The organism is Actinoplanes sp. NPDC051470 (assembly GCF_040682035.1).
Taxonomy (GTDB): Bacteria; Actinomycetota; Actinomycetes; order Mycobacteriales; family Micromonosporaceae; genus Actinoplanes.
In genome coordinates, this window is record NZ_JBFBAA010000017.1 from 41,565 (window position 1) to 54,725 (window position 13,161).

Annotated in this window: 14 protein-coding genes; 8 read left to right on the plus strand and 6 right to left on the minus strand. The window is 71.3% G+C overall.

Translation table 11 applies throughout. From position 1 onward, the window contains the following. From AB0M54_RS27625 to AB0M54_RS27635, 3 genes are all read right to left on the minus strand, one after another. Window positions 1-468 (minus strand): hypothetical protein (locus AB0M54_RS27625; RefSeq protein ID WP_364474467.1); only part of this gene is annotated, 468 nt, incomplete at its 3' end. Window positions 469-507: 39 nt separating this feature from the next. Beyond that, complete coding sequence (locus AB0M54_RS27630; RefSeq protein WP_364474469.1) at window positions 508-1,149, minus strand: hypothetical protein; 642 nt, start codon at window positions 1,147-1,149, stop codon at window positions 508-510. Between the two features lie 632 nt (window positions 1,150-1,781). Next, on the minus strand, window positions 1,782-2,483 hold the full coding sequence (locus AB0M54_RS27635) for an ATP-binding protein (protein ID WP_364474471.1): 702 nt from the start codon (window positions 2,481-2,483) through the stop codon (window positions 1,782-1,784). Between the two features lie 107 nt (window positions 2,484-2,590). Here AB0M54_RS27635 and AB0M54_RS27640 point away from each other — a divergent pair, with 107 nt between their 5' ends. Both AB0M54_RS27640 and secA2 read left to right on the plus strand, forming a co-directional pair. Beyond that, window positions 2,591-4,315 (plus strand): ABC transporter ATP-binding protein, encoded by a 1,725-nt coding sequence (locus AB0M54_RS27640; protein ID WP_364327733.1) that lies wholly within the window; start codon window positions 2,591-2,593, stop codon window positions 4,313-4,315. Between the two features lie 16 nt (window positions 4,316-4,331). Then, the gene (gene secA2, locus AB0M54_RS27645) at window positions 4,332-6,623 is read left to right on the plus strand and encodes an accessory Sec system translocase SecA2 (RefSeq protein ID WP_364327730.1); all 2,292 of its coding nucleotides are present in this window, start codon (window positions 4,332-4,334) and stop codon (window positions 6,621-6,623) included. Here secA2 and AB0M54_RS27650 read toward each other — a convergent pair. After that, window positions 6,620-7,522, minus strand: a complete 903-nt coding sequence (locus tag AB0M54_RS27650) for a DUF3500 domain-containing protein (RefSeq protein ID WP_364474473.1) — start codon at window positions 7,520-7,522, stop codon at window positions 6,620-6,622. The genes secA2 and AB0M54_RS27650 overlap by 4 nt on opposite strands. A 22-nt stretch (window positions 7,523-7,544) precedes the next feature. Between AB0M54_RS27650 and AB0M54_RS27655 the strand changes: the two genes are divergently transcribed. The 5 genes from AB0M54_RS27655 (at window position 7,545) to AB0M54_RS27675 (ending at window position 10,865) form a co-directional block, all read left to right on the plus strand. Then, a complete protein-coding gene (locus AB0M54_RS27655; RefSeq protein WP_364474475.1) occupies window positions 7,545-7,922 on the plus strand; it encodes a signal peptidase I in 378 nt (125 codons plus the stop codon). A gap of 258 nt (window positions 7,923-8,180) precedes the next feature. Then, complete coding sequence (locus AB0M54_RS27660) at window positions 8,181-8,660, plus strand: winged helix-turn-helix domain-containing protein (RefSeq protein WP_364474477.1); 480 nt, start codon at window positions 8,181-8,183, stop codon at window positions 8,658-8,660. A 2-nt stretch (window positions 8,661-8,662) separates the two neighbouring features. After that, window positions 8,663-9,289, plus strand: coding sequence for a uridine kinase (locus AB0M54_RS27665; protein WP_364474479.1), 627 nt, complete (start codon window positions 8,663-8,665; stop codon window positions 9,287-9,289). Window positions 9,290-9,511: 222 nt separating this feature from the next. Next, window positions 9,512-9,928 (plus strand): TraR/DksA C4-type zinc finger protein, encoded by a 417-nt coding sequence (locus AB0M54_RS27670; protein ID WP_364327716.1) that lies wholly within the window; start codon window positions 9,512-9,514, stop codon window positions 9,926-9,928. Between the two features lie 67 nt (window positions 9,929-9,995). After that, window positions 9,996-10,865, plus strand: a complete 870-nt coding sequence (locus AB0M54_RS27675; protein WP_364327714.1) for a DUF72 domain-containing protein — start codon at window positions 9,996-9,998, stop codon at window positions 10,863-10,865. Window positions 10,866-10,901: 36 nt separating this feature from the next. On the opposite strand, the gene AB0M54_RS27680 is transcribed toward AB0M54_RS27675, so the two are convergent. Together AB0M54_RS27680 and AB0M54_RS27685 are read right to left on the minus strand one after the other, a co-directional pair. Then, complete coding sequence (locus tag AB0M54_RS27680) at window positions 10,902-12,107, minus strand: cupin domain-containing protein (protein WP_364474481.1); 1,206 nt, start codon at window positions 12,105-12,107, stop codon at window positions 10,902-10,904. Window positions 12,108-12,110: 3 nt separating this feature from the next. Next, window positions 12,111-12,362, minus strand: a complete 252-nt coding sequence (locus AB0M54_RS27685; protein ID WP_364474483.1) for a BatC protein — start codon at window positions 12,360-12,362, stop codon at window positions 12,111-12,113. Window positions 12,363-12,430: 68 nt separating this feature from the next. Here AB0M54_RS27685 and AB0M54_RS27690 point away from each other — a divergent pair, with 68 nt between their 5' ends. Then, on the plus strand, window positions 12,431-13,153 hold the full coding sequence (locus AB0M54_RS27690; RefSeq protein WP_364327849.1) for a DUF72 domain-containing protein: 723 nt from the start codon (window positions 12,431-12,433) through the stop codon (window positions 13,151-13,153). Window positions 13,154-13,161: the final 8 nt, after the last annotated feature.

Sequence of the window (13,161 nt, forward strand, 5' to 3'; positions counted from 1 at the left end):
CCTGGTGGTCCTGGTCTGACTGGGCCGGGTCAGCCTGGTGGTCCTGGTCTGACTGGGCCGGGTCAGCCTGGTGGTCCTGGTCTGACTGGGCCGGGTCAGCCTGGTGGTCCTGGTCTGACTGGGCCGGGCCAGGCTGGCGGTCCGGGTCAGAACGTGCCGGGGCAGCCGGGAATGAATGGACCGGCGGTTGGTCAGCCGGGTCAGGCTTCCCAAGCTCCTGCGGGACAGTTCAACCAGCCTGGCAGCGCCTCGTCGATGGGCCAGTCCGCTGCCCCGCAGTGGGGTCAGCCGGGCGGCGCCCAGTCCGGGCCGCAGGGCCTGCCTGGGCCCGGCCAGGCCACCAGCCCGCAGCCGGCTGCATCGGGTTTGGGGCAGCCAAGTCTCGGTCAGCCTGCTGGTCCAAGCTTCGGCCAGCCGGCAGCGTCGGGCCCAGGCCAGCCGGCCCTCGGTCAGTCGGGCACCGAACACACCCAATCGGGTAGCTCCGGCCAGTCTCAACCCGGCGGTTCAGGTCAGCTCCAGCCTGGTGGTTCTGGCGAGTCTCGCCAGGGCGGCGCGGGTCACTTCCAGCCGGGCGGTGCGGGTCAGTTCCAGTCGGGCGGTGCGGGTCAGTTCCAGTCGGGCGGTGCGGGGCAGCCTCAGCCCGGCGGGCCTGGACAAGCGCCGCCGGTCGGCCCAGGGCAGTCGCAGCTGGGCGGCGCCAGCCCGGCTCAGCCAAGCGGACCAGGAGCCGGCCAGCAAGGCTTCACCTCTGGACACAGTGGACAAGGCGGGGCTCTCGGGCAACCGGGCCAGGGCGGATTCGGGCGGCCGGGGGAGCCGGTTCCAGGCGGAGGCGGCTTGCAGTCGATCAACCCCAACCGCCCGCCGCTGGAGCCGCCGCAGATGGGACAGCTCAACCGGCCCATGGAGCAGCCGGGTCCGAGCCAGGGAGCGGTAGCCGGCCAAGGTCAGGGCGGCGCGGCCGGGTTGGGTGCGCATGGTGCTGGTCCGGGCGGGTCGGGTCCAGGCGTGGGTGGGCCGGGCGGTCACGGTGCAGGGCCGGGTCATGCTGGTGGGCCGGGCGGTCACGGCGTAGGGCCGGGTCATGCTGGTGGGCCGGGCGGTCACGGCGCTGGATCCGGTCAGGGTGTTGAGCTCGGTGGTCATGGTGCGACGCCGGGTCACGGTGTCGGGCCGGGTGGGCCAGGGGAGGTGGCCTTGGGGCAGCAGGCAACCACCGCGCCGATCAACCCCAACCGCCCGCCGTTGGAGCTGCCTCAGATGGGGCAGCTCAACCGGCCCATGGCCAACCAGCCCCAGGGCGGGAACGCCGGGTCCCAGGGCGGGAACGCCGGGCCGAGCTTCGCGGGGCAGCAGCCTGGCAACGCCGGCCCGGGCTATCCGGGACTGGGGTCAGCCGGCGGCGGGACAGCGGCGGCGGGAGAGGCGGCGGCGGACCAGCCCGCTCAGTTCGGGGCCGGCGCGCCGTCGGGGCTGGCGAGCGTGGCATCAGGGCTGGCCGGCTTGGTCGGCTCGCGTCCGGGTCAGGAAAACGGGGCCCCGTCGGGGCTGTCCGGCGCGGGGAGCGGTGCTCCGGGCGTACCGGGGAATGGGTCTGATGATCCTGAAGCCGCACCCAGCGGACTGCCTCGACGCGCCTCGGCGCCAACCGAAAAACGCGTGAAGGGCGAGGAAGGCGTGGAAGAGCAGGGACCGAGCGGCTTCCCAGAGCGCTGAGGCGGAAGCGCTGAGGCGGAAGCGCTGAGGCGGAAGCGCTGAGGCGGAAGCGCTGAGACGGCTCAGGCCAGACCCAGGTGGGTCCAGACGACCTTCCCGTCGGCGTAGGGATGGACGCCCCACGACTGGGTCAACGCCCGGACCAGGCGCAACCCGCGCCCGCCGGTCTCGGTCACCCCGGGCTCGGACGGCCTCGGGAGGCGCGGGCTTCCGTCGCGGACGGTCAGGCAGATGCGGTTGTCGCGCAGCCCGAGGGTGAACTCCATCGTGGTGTGCGCGTGCCGGACCACGTTGGCCACCAGTTCGGTGGCGACCAGGGACGCCGTCGACGCGGCCTCGCTGTGCTGCCAGGCGGAGCAGGTCTGGACGACCAGGTGGCGAACCTGGCGGCAGGCGTCGGGGACGGGGCGGAAGCGGACGCGGATCCGGCGCGGCTCGGGCTCGTCGGCGATCTCGGCCATCGCCTTCGCGACCGTGTCGGCGTACCCGATCTGGGGGTGGACCACGTCGTGCCGGGTGGCCCCGCACAGGATGACCGGCACGTTGGGCCATTCGGTGGTGTCGCTCACCAGGTCGGGGATCACGCCGAGGGTGGCCAGGTCGGTGCCGGCCAGGTCGATGAGCAACGCCTCGGGCTGGGGGGCCAGGCAGCGGCGTACGGCCACCCGCAGCGCCTCGCCGGTCTCCTCGTCCACGCGGCCGCGGACGCGCAGGACCGCCACCGGCAGGTCCCGCTCCGGCCGACAGACCAGCTGGCTCGCCAAGTTGTTCCTCCGATGGTCAACTGCCGCGTGAACGTGCCCGGCGGGGACGATGCGCAAACCAAGGGGACGATGCGCAAACCAACTAGCCTTCAGCTCGTGAAGGCCCTATGAAGGCGCTGCTGCCCTACCTGCGCCGGCATCGCGCGACGCTGGCCGTGGTGGCGGCGTTGTCGCTGGTCGGCGCGCTGGCCACGCTGGCGCAGCCGGTGCTGATCCGGGAGCTGCTGGACGGGCTGACCGACCGGAAGCCGATCGCGACCACGGTCTGGCTGCTCACCGGCCTGTTGATCATCGGGGCGGGGCTGGGCGCGGCCCGCGACTACCTGCTTCAGCGCACCGCCGAGGGTTTGGTCCTGACGACGCGGAGAAGGCTCGCGGCCCATCTGCTGCGGCTGCCGATCGCCGAGTACGACCGCCGCCGCACCGGTGACCTGCTGTCCCGGATGGGCGCCGACACCACGCTGTTCCGGGCCGTGGTGACGTCGGGGCTGTTCGAGCTGGTGGCCGGCCTGGTGATGGGGGTCGGTGCGACGATCGCGATGATCGTGCTCGACCCGGTGCTGTTCGGGGTGGCGGTGGTGGCGCTGGGCATCGGCATGGCGATCGCCATGGTGGTGTCGCGGCGGATCCGGCCGCTGTCGGAGGAGGCTCAGGCCCGGCTGGGCGAGATGACCTCGGCGGTGGAGCGGGCGATCTCGGCGGCGCGCACGATCCGCGCGAGCCGCGCCGAGGAGCGTGAGACCGAGGCGGTCGGGGTGGGTGCGGAGCGGGCTTTCGAGGCGGGGGTACGCGTCGCGCGCCTGCGCGCCGCCATCGTCCCGGCCGCGAACGCCGCCATCCAGGGTGCCTTCCTGCTGGTCCTGGGGGCGGGCGGGGCGCGGGTGGCGTCGGGGGCGATCGGCGTGGGCGACCTGGTGGCGTTCATCCTGTTCCTGTTCTTCCTGGTGCAGCCGCTGGGGCAGGCGCTGAACGCGTACACCCAGGTGCAGACCGGGCTGGGCGCGTTGCGAAGGATCGAGGAGATCCTGGAGCTGCCGACCGAGGATTCCAGCGACCGAACCGGACAAACCGCGAACGGCGGAAAGATCGAATTCAAGGACGTCACCTTCGCGTACGGCGAGACGCCGGTTCTGAACGACGTCAGCTTCACCGTCGAGGAGAAGACCCGGGTCGCGCTCGTCGGGCCCAGCGGCGCCGGCAAGTCGACGATCCTCCAGTTGATCGAGCGCTTCTACGACGTCACCGGCGGCGTCGTCCAGGTCGGCGGCGTCGACATCCGCGACCTGCCTCGAAACTCTCTGAGAGAAATGCTCGGCTATGTCGAGCAGGAGGCGCCGGTGCTGGCCGGCACCCTCCGCGACAACCTGCTGCTGACCGCGCCGGACGCCGACGACGAGCGGTTGCGGCGGGCCCTGGCCGAGGTCAACCTCTCGGGCCTGCTGGACCGGACCCCCGAGGGGCTCGACACGGAGGTGGGCGAGGGCGGGGTGCTGCTCTCCGGCGGCGAACGACAACGGCTCGCCATCGCCCGTACCCTGCTCAGCGGCGCGCCCATCCTCCTGCTGGACGAGCCCACCAGCAACCTCGACGCCCGCAATGAGGCCGCCCTGCGCGGCGCGATCGGCGCCGCGGCCCATGATCGAACCCTGCTCGTGGTGGCCCACCGGCTGAGCACGGTGATCGACTCGGACGTCATCGTCGTGCTGGAGGCGGGACGGGTGGTGGCCACCGGTTCGCACGACGAACTGCTCGTGACCAGCCCGCTCTATCGCGAGCTGGCCACACAACAACTGCTGGTGCCGGGAGTCGACACCATCCGTCCAGGAAAGTGAAGTACCGTAACCGGCCATGGGTGTGTCGCAGCGGTTGAAGAAGCGGTTCCGCAAGTTCTTGCAGCGTCCGGGTACGACGGTCGATCTCGCGCCGTTCGAGAAGCGGCTCCCCGCGATCGAGGCGCTCGAGGACGACCTGAAGGAACTGGACGACGAGGCGCTGACCGCGAAGGCCGCCGAGGCCACCGATTTCACCGACATCTGCGCCGTCGGACGTGAGGCCGCCCGCCGCGCCCTCGACGAGCGCCCGTTCGACGTGCAGCTGCTCGGCGCGATGGCGCTGCTCTCGGGCAAGGTCGCCGAGATGGCCACCGGTGAGGGCAAGACCCTGACCGCGACGATCGCCGCGTACGGCCACGTCCGCACCGGCCACGGCCCCGTGCACATCCTCACCGTCAACGACTACCTGGCCCGCCGCGACGCCACCTGGATGGAACCGGTCTTCACCCTGCTCGGCCTGACCGTGGGCTGGGTGACCGAATCGTCCACCCCGGAGGAACGACGCGAGGCGTACGGCGCCGACGTCACCTACGTGTCGGTGTCCGAGTCCGGCTTCGACTACCTGCGCGACCAGCTGGTCACCGACGTGGCCGACCGGGTGCAGCGCGACCTCGCGACGTGCATCGTGGACGAGGCCGACTCGATCCTGATCGACGAGGCCCGCGTGCCCATGGTGCTGGCCGGCAGCCTGGCCACCGAGGCCGACCCGGTGCACGAGGCGGCCGATCTGGTCCGTGACCTCAAGGCCGGCAAGGACTACGAGGTGGCCGACGACGCGCGGAGCGTCGCCTTCACCGACGCCGGCCTGAAGAAGCTCGAGGAGAAGCTCGGCATCGACCTGTACGCCGACGACCAGGTCGCCCACCTGTCCGCGGTGAACGTCGCGCTGCACGCCCACGCGCTGCTCCGCCGCGACGTCGACTACATCGTGCGCGGCGGCACGGTCGAGCTGATCGACGAGATGCGCGGCCGGGTCGCCCAGCGGCGGCGCTGGCCCGACGGCCTGCAGGCGGCGGTCGAGGCCAAGGAGGGCCTCACCGCGACGGCCGAGGGCGAGGTCCTCGACACGATCACCGTGCAGGCGTTCATCGCGCTGTACAAGACGAAGTGCGGCATGACCGCGACCGCGGTGCACGTCGGCGAGCAGCTCCGCGAGTACTTCGGCCTCGAGGTCGCGGTGATCCCGCCGAACACCGAGAACATCCGTGAGGACGAGCCCGACCGCATCTACTCGGCGCACGACATGCGCGACGAGGCGCTGGTCGAAGAGATCAAGATCGCCCACGACAAGGGCCGCCCGGTGCTGATCGGCACCCTGGACGTGAAGGCGTCCGAGCTGCTGGCCAAGCAGCTGGCGGCGGCCGGTGTGCCGAGCAACGTGCTGAACGCGAAGAACGACGCGGAAGAGGCGGCGATCATCGCCGAGGCGGGCGCGCTGGCCGCGGTCACCGTGTCGACCCAGATGGCCGGTCGCGGCGTCGACATCCGGCTGGGTGGCTCGGACGAGAAGGACCGCGAGAAGGTGGTCGAGCTCGGCGGGCTGTACGTGATCGGCTCCGGCCGGCACGACAGCCGCCGCGTGGACGACCAGCTCCGTGGCCGCGCCGGCCGGCAGGGCGACCCGGGCGGCTCGGTGTTCTTCGTCAGCCTGGAGGACAACCTGGTCACCCGGCACGCCGGCGACATCCTGCCGGCCTCGCCGCGGATGGACATGGACGGCGTGGTGCACGACGACGCGGTGGAGTACGCCGTCGAGCACGCCCAGCGGGTCGCCGAGGGCGTGAACCACGAGATCCACCGCAACACCTGGCGCTACAGCGTGGTGATCGAGCAGCAGCGGGTGGCGCTGGCCGAGCGCCGCGAGCGCCTGCTCACCTCCGAGGTGGCGGCGATCATGCTGCTGGAGCGGTCGCCCGAGAAGGCCAAGGAGATCGACGAGGACGTGCTCTCCGACGCCGCCCGGTCGATCGCGCTGTTCCACCTCGACCGGCTCTGGGCCGAACACCTGGCCGAGCTGTCCGAGGTCCGCGAGGGTGTGCACCTGCGGGCGCTGGGCAAGCTCGACCCGCTGGACGAGTTCCACCGGGCGGCCGTACCGGCGTTCCAGAAGGTTTTCACCGAGATCGAGGCGCGCACCCTGGCGACCTTCGAAGAGGTCGACCTGTCGGACGGCTGGCAGCCGGACCGCGCCGATCTCGTGCGGCCCAGCGCCACCTGGACCTACCTGGTGCACGACAACCCGTTCGGCTCCGAGCTCGACCGCCTGATCGCGGCGGTCGGCCGGCGCCTCACCTCGAGCGGTAACTAGGACCCCTGGGCGTGGTGCTCGGCGAGCAGGTCGCCGCCGAACTCCGCGCGCGGGCGGCGCAGCACGGTGTGTGCGTGGTTGCCGTCGGCCGTGGTGTTGTCGAATTCAATGAGCAGGTCGTCGCCTTGGATCCGGTAGTAGTGCCCGATGCTGGGTCCGGGCGGCCCCTCCCACGCGAAATGGAGATTATCCGTATTTAACGGATATGCCGAGCGGCCGAGGTAGATCTCCACGAGCTCATCAAGCATGTTTCCGATAGCTCCCGGCATATCGCGACGAGGCAGGCCGACCGGCTCGAGTCGGGACGAGGACGGCCGCGGGCCGGAGTAGATGTCGTACGGCGCCTGGTCGTTCACGATCGCCCGGTCGCGCTGGGCCGGCGGCAGCCCGAGCAGGATCGCGCGGCCCAGGTCTTCCTCGACGCCCAGCGGCCGGAGCGCCGGGCGGCCGGCCAGATCGACCCGGGCCGGATTGGCGCCCAGGAAGATCGGCGCCGGCGACACCACGCCGTCCACCACCGTGATCGTCACGGACAGGTGGTGCCCCTCGAACCGCCAGGCCCACCGGTCGTCGCCGGGCGTCCCGAAGATCACCACCCGGTAGTCGTCGCTATGCCGGCCGCGGACCCAGTTCTCCCGGCGGTCGAGCACCTCTTCGAGCGCGATCACGGCCATGGCCTGCGCGTACGCCGGGGGAGCGAGCGCGGTCGCGAGCAGCCGGTGTGCGGCCTTGCGGGCCACCGGGCCCATGTCGCCGAGCAGCAGGCCGGGCCGGGGCTCCGGCCGGTACTCCAGCCAGCGCCGCTGCCCGTCCCCGAACGGCCGCCGGGCCACCGCCGCCTGTCGCTCGTCCAGGGCCGCCAGGAACGCCGCCGCGGGGCCCGCCACATCGTCTGCCACCTGCCGAAGATAACCTTCCCGGGTGGGTGACAGCGTCTACGTCGGCCGCGCGGGTGCGGACGGCGCCCGCAATCAGGGCTGGCTGCTGGGACATTTCATGCCCGAGGGCGAACTCCGGCACTCGCGTGACGTCGAGGTGAAGTGGGGCGTCCATCCGCCCGGTGATCGGCGCGCGGCGTGGGCCGTCGGCGAGACGCGTACGGCGTTGCTGGTGCTGATCCGCGGCGCGTTCGACATCGAGTTGCGTGATCGCACCGTGGTCTTGCGAGATCCGGGCGACTACGTCGTCTGGGGTCCCGGTGAAGACCATTCATGGCGAGCCGGTGACCAGGAAACCGTGGTTCTGACCGTGCGGTGGCCATCGCTGCCGGGTTGGCGTCTCCCGCTTACCGGCCATTAAGAAAAAGTCCACATCGTGACGAGAATCGCACACGAGAACGAGTGATATCCGACTGTGCCGGTGGGCCGGGCGCGCTACTGTTTTGCACGGTTCTTTGGCGCGGGAAATGCATTTTCGTGCGCCAATTCACGCGGCGCTGGGGAGGGTCCGATCATGCCGGGCACGGCAGTGAAAGCACGTCCGGGACGGCACAGCACGAGGGCGGCGCGTGTTCCGGCGGCCCGCCGCTCACCCGAACCGGCAACGTTCGAGACGCCCGTGGCGGCGCCCTCGCTGACCCTGACGATCACCATTCCGATGACCGAACAGGAGCTGAGCCCCGAGGCCCAGCGCCTGATCGACGCGGTCCGTGACCTCGCCGAGGCGGGTGGCCAGGTGGCCGAGCGGCCGGCCGCGCTGCTGCCGTCCGAGTTCGCCGGCGAGCTCGGCACCGGCCCCGAGGTGCGCCTGCTGGTCGCCTCCCGCCAGGTGCTGGTCGACGGCACGGCCCTGCCGCTGACCCGGCTCGAGTTCGAGCTGCTCCAGTTCCTGGCCGGCAACCGCCGTCGCGTGTTCACCCGTGCCCAGCTGCTGGCCGGCGTGTGGGGCTACGAGCACACCGGTGAGCGCACGGTCGACGTGCACGTCCGCCGGCTGCGCCTCAAGCTCGGCCCGCAGGTGCCGCTGATCACCACGGTCTACGGCGTCGGCTACCGGTTGGCCGACGACGCCAACATCGTGGTTCAGCCGCACGACTGATCTTGCGCGTACGCCCGGTTTCACCCGAGATCCTGATCGAGGAGCTGGCCGACCACCTGGCCGGCTCCGACGACCTGCTGCGGGTGGCCGTCGACGGCGCTCCCGCGGCCCGGCCCGAGGCTCTCGCCGACGCTCTGGTCGACCCGCTGCGGCTGCGCGGCCGTCCGGCCGTCCATGTCCGTACGGCCGACTTCCTCCGCCCCGCCTCCCTGCGCTTCGAGCTGGGCCGGACCGATCCCGACTCGTTCTACTCGGCCTGGGTCGACGAGGCCGGGCTGCGCCGTGAGGTGCTCGACCCGGCCGGCCCGGGCGGCACCGGCAAGATCATCACCCGGCTCTGGAACGCGGACACCGACCGGGCCGCCCGCGAGCCCTACGCCGACCTGCCCGCCCGCGCGGTCGTGATCGTCAGCGGCGCCCTGCTGCTGGGCGCCGGCCTGCCCTTCGACCTCAGCGTTCACCTGGAACTGTCACCGGCCGCGCTGGCCCGCCGCACCGACCCGGCCGAGGCGTGGACGCTGCCCGCGTACGCCCGCTATGCCGAGGAGGTCGACCCCGCTTCCTTCGCCGATTTTGTGGTCCGGATGGACCATCCAACCCGCCCCGCGCTCGTCCTCGACCGCTTCTGATGTTCCAGGTACTGGACCGCCCAGACCCCTGGTGACCTGCGAATCGAGGGCCTGTTCGCCGGGTCCATAGCGGAAACCAGTACGGACAGTTATGCTCCGACTACTTTTCAGCGAAGATCCGGTTTGGGATCTTCGACGGTGGGTATCAGGCGGCTCCACGGTGTGGAGACTCCTGGCGGGGGAGCCCACCGGTAAGGGGCAGAGGGAAGGGCAGGGGGACGCATGCTCGTCAACGGAGCAGTGATCGCGGGTAAGAGTGCCGTCAAGGGGCGTTCCGCGGAGGAGATCGACCAGATCCGGGTGGTTCTTCGGGAGCGCTTCGACTCGCTCGACACCGAGTACGCCCACGCCGTGGCGGAGAGCCAGAAGCTGCGCCTCGTCGAGATCGGCGACGCCGCCGGTGACGACCAGGCCGACAGCGGGTCCAAGACGGCGGAACGGGACGCGGCCAACTCGCTGCTGCGTACCCTCCTGGACCGGCGTGAGCAGGCGGAGGTCGCCCTGCAGCGCTTGGACGAGGGCACCTACGGCAACTGCGACGGGTGCCACCAGCCCATCCCGGTCGCCCGCCTCGAGGTGTTCCCGTCGGCCACCACCTGTGTGGCCTGCAAGTCGACGCGGGAGCGCCGCGCCGGCTGACCGCGTTTTCGAGAAGTCCGCCGGTCGTGCACCGGCGGACTTCGCCTATCCGGGCTACCGTGCCGGGATGGGGAAGATCCAGGTCGGGACCGCCTCGTGGACCGACCGCACGCTGCTCGACTCGGGCTGGTACCCGCAGACCGCCACCAACCCGGAGAAGCGCCTGGCCTACTACGCCAGGCAGTTTCCGGTGGTCGAGGTCGACGCCACCTACTACGGCCCGCCCAACGAGCAGACCACCAGGCTGTGGGCGGAGCGTACGCCCGCCGGGTTCACCTTCAACATCAAGGCGTTCAGCCTGCTCACCGGGCACCCGACCAAGGTCAGCTCGATCTACAAGGACCTGCGTCCGGAGACCGACAAGAAGAACGTCTACCCGCAGGACCTTCCGCCCCAGGCGTACGAGGAGATCTGGTCGCGTTTCCTGAGCGCCCTCGACCCGCTGGTCGAGGCGGGCAAGCTGGGCGCGCTGCTGTTCCAGTTCCCGCCGTGGTTCGGCATCCGCAAGTCCAACAAGGAGTACATGCTCGAGGTGGCCGCCCGGTGCAAGCCGCTGCGCCCGGTCTTCGAGCTACGCAACGCGTCGTGGTTCGAGGGCGCCAACCAGAACGAGACCCTCGACTTCCTGCGCGCCCACAAGCTCCCCTTCGTCTGCGTGGACATGCCGCAGGGCCACAAGTCCTCCGTCCCGCCGATCGTCGCCGCGACCGCCGACCTGGCCGTGGTCCGCTTCCACGGCCACAGCGACAAATGGACGAGCAAGGACATCCACGAGAAGTTCGGGTACGAGTACTCCGCCGACGAACTGGCCACGTGGGCGCCCCGCCTCAAGGAGTTGTCCGCCGAGACCGCCACCACCCAGGTCTTCATGAACAACTGCTACTCCGACTACGCCCAGCGCAACGCGAGCACCCTGATCGACCTGCTCGACGATTAACTGCCGGCCTCCTCGAGCGATTTCACCGGCGATACCCTATCGACCCGGGACGATGACCGCTTCCTTGAGCAGGCGCCGGGCCAGCACGAGACGGTCGGCGTCGTCGTCGAGCGGAAGATCCCCGACGCGGTACGGCTCGCCGGACAGAACCATGCGCAGCGCGGTCGCGCAGTAGGCCGGGAACCGCAGCGTCCGCCCCGACAACCGCAGCACGACGTGCTCGGCGCCGTCCTCGGCCAGCCGCCAGCGCAACCCGTGCCGGGCCCGGACCAGGTCGTCCGGGGTCAGCGCCTCGGCGAAGTCGAGCTGGGACAGCGGCGCGATCGGCGCCGGGCGGGCGGCCGGCCACACCCGCTCGCGCAGGCCGTCGGCGACCTCCTCGGGGTCGGCCGTGGGCAGCCACTCCTGGAGGGCGGCGACCGTGTCGGCGAGCGCGGGGCCGATCGCCGCCGGATCGGTCAGGTCGAGCCCGTACGGCAGGGTCGCCCGCAACCGCTGATCGGAGGCGGCCAGCCGGAGCAGCTCCTCGACGATCGTGTAGCGGGTGAACGCGCGGATCCCGATGGTCAGGTGCAGCGACCGCGCGTCCTGCGCCGAGGCGGCGTGCAGCCAGCCCCGCGGCAGGTACAGCGCGTCGCCCGGCCGGAGGACGACGTCGAGGGCGGACGCGCCGGATGCCGTGGCGGTCACCTCGTCCCGGCGCTCGCCCCACGCCTGACGTTCCAGCGGCTCGGAGATCACCGGCTCGTGGATGATCCAGCGCTTGGTGCCGTCGACCTGCAGGACGAACACGTCGTGGGTGTCGTAGTGGGTGGCGAAACCCTGGTTGCCGGGCGGGGTCAGGTAGGCATTGACCTGCAGCGGCTGGTTGAGTTCGGCGCCCAGTTCCTGGATGAACTCGATCAGCGGCGGCCAGATGCGGTGCAGGCCCTGGAAGACGAGCGTCGCGCCGTCGGCGTACAGGCGGAGGATCTTGTCGTCGGCGACCTGGTCGCCCACCTCCGCGCCGAGACCGCCGGGCCCGGTGAACCGGGTGGCCGGCAGAACGGTGCCGCGGTCTGCCACCCGCAGGAACGGGGTGCGCAGACCGCGGCGGCTGATCAGCTCGTCCGCGTCGGCGGGGGAGAACAGATCGGTGAAACCACCGCCCGGAAGTTCGCCGGCGCGGGAGAGCAGCGGCTGCCGCCCCCAGTACGCGTCGGCGAACTTGTCCGGGTCGGTCGAGATGATGCGGGAGAGCACGGGTCAGGCCGTGCCGTCAGCGCCGCCGTCGTGGCCGCCCGGGTTGGCGCCGCCGTCCGCGGGGCCTTCACCGCCCGCGCCGCCGTCCGCGCCGCCGTCGTGGCCGCCCGGGTTGGCGCCGCCGTCCGCGGGTCCCTCGCCACCGGCGCTGCCGTCCGCGCCACCGTCGTGGCCGCCCGGGTTAGCGCCACCGTCGGCCGGGCCTTCGCCGGCCGCGCTGCCACCAGAAGTGATGTCCTCGTCACTGAGTCGCATGACGATCTCCTTTCGCTGAGATCCCCGGACTACCCTCCAACGGCCCGGGGTATGCACGGCTGGTGTTGATGATAGGAACCTCGGGCTGGCAGTACCGGGACTGGAAGGGCGCCTTCTATCCGGACAAGCTGCCGCAACGGCTGTGGCTGGAGCGATACGCGGAATCCTTCGCGACGGTCGAGGTGAACAACGCCTTCTACCGCCTGCCCGAGAAGTCGACGTTCGAGGGCTGGCGCAAGCGCACGCCCGCCGACTTCTCGTTCGCGGTCAAGATGAGCCGCTACCTCACGCACATCAAGCGGCTGAAGGAGCCCGCGGAGCCGGTGGCCCGGTTCCTCTCGCGGGCCGCCGGGCTCGGCGACAAGCTGGGTCCGGTGCTGATCCAGTTGCCGCCGACGATGCGCGCCGACCCCGCGGCGCTGGACGAGACGCTGCGGCACTTCCCCGCCGACGTCCGCGTCGCCGTCGAGCCGCGGCACCCGTCGTGGTGGACCGACCAGGTGCGCGACGTCCTCGGCGAGCACGGCGCGGCGCTGGCCTGGGCCGACCGCCGGGGACGGCCGCAGTCGCCGTTGTGGGTCACCGCCGGGTGGAGCTACGTGCGCTTCCACGAGGGCCGGGCCAACCCCTGGCCGAGGTACGGGGTGAAAGCCCTCGATTCCTGGCTGTCGCGGCTGCCCGGCCGTGGCGAGGCGTACGCCTATTTCAACAACGACCAGCATTGCGCCGCCGTGGCCGACACGAGCGTCCTGGCGCGGCGGGCCCGGCGTCCCACCAGCCGGACGCCGTAGCCTGATCC

Bases quoted from the DNA above. Each gene is read 5' to 3' on its own strand.
- AB0M54_RS27630 (WP_364474469.1), bottom strand. From the start codon at position 1,149: ATGACCACCGAGCTCAACACCCTGACCGGATCCAGCGCCGTGACCGCC.
- AB0M54_RS27640 (WP_364327733.1), top strand. From the start codon at position 2,591: ATGAAGGCGCTGCTGCCCTACCTGCGCCGGCATCGCGCGACGCTGGCC.
- secA2 (WP_364327730.1), top strand. From the start codon at position 4,332: ATGGGTGTGTCGCAGCGGTTGAAGAAGCGGTTCCGCAAGTTCTTGCAG.
- AB0M54_RS27670 (WP_364327716.1), top strand. From the start codon at position 9,512: ATGCTCGTCAACGGAGCAGTGATCGCGGGTAAGAGTGCCGTCAAGGGG.
- AB0M54_RS27675 (WP_364327714.1), top strand. From the start codon at position 9,996: ATGGGGAAGATCCAGGTCGGGACCGCCTCGTGGACCGACCGCACGCTG.
- AB0M54_RS27685 (WP_364474483.1), bottom strand. From the start codon at position 12,362: ATGCGACTCAGTGACGAGGACATCACTTCTGGTGGCAGCGCGGCCGGC.
- AB0M54_RS27690 (WP_364327849.1), top strand. From the start codon at position 12,431: ATGATAGGAACCTCGGGCTGGCAGTACCGGGACTGGAAGGGCGCCTTC.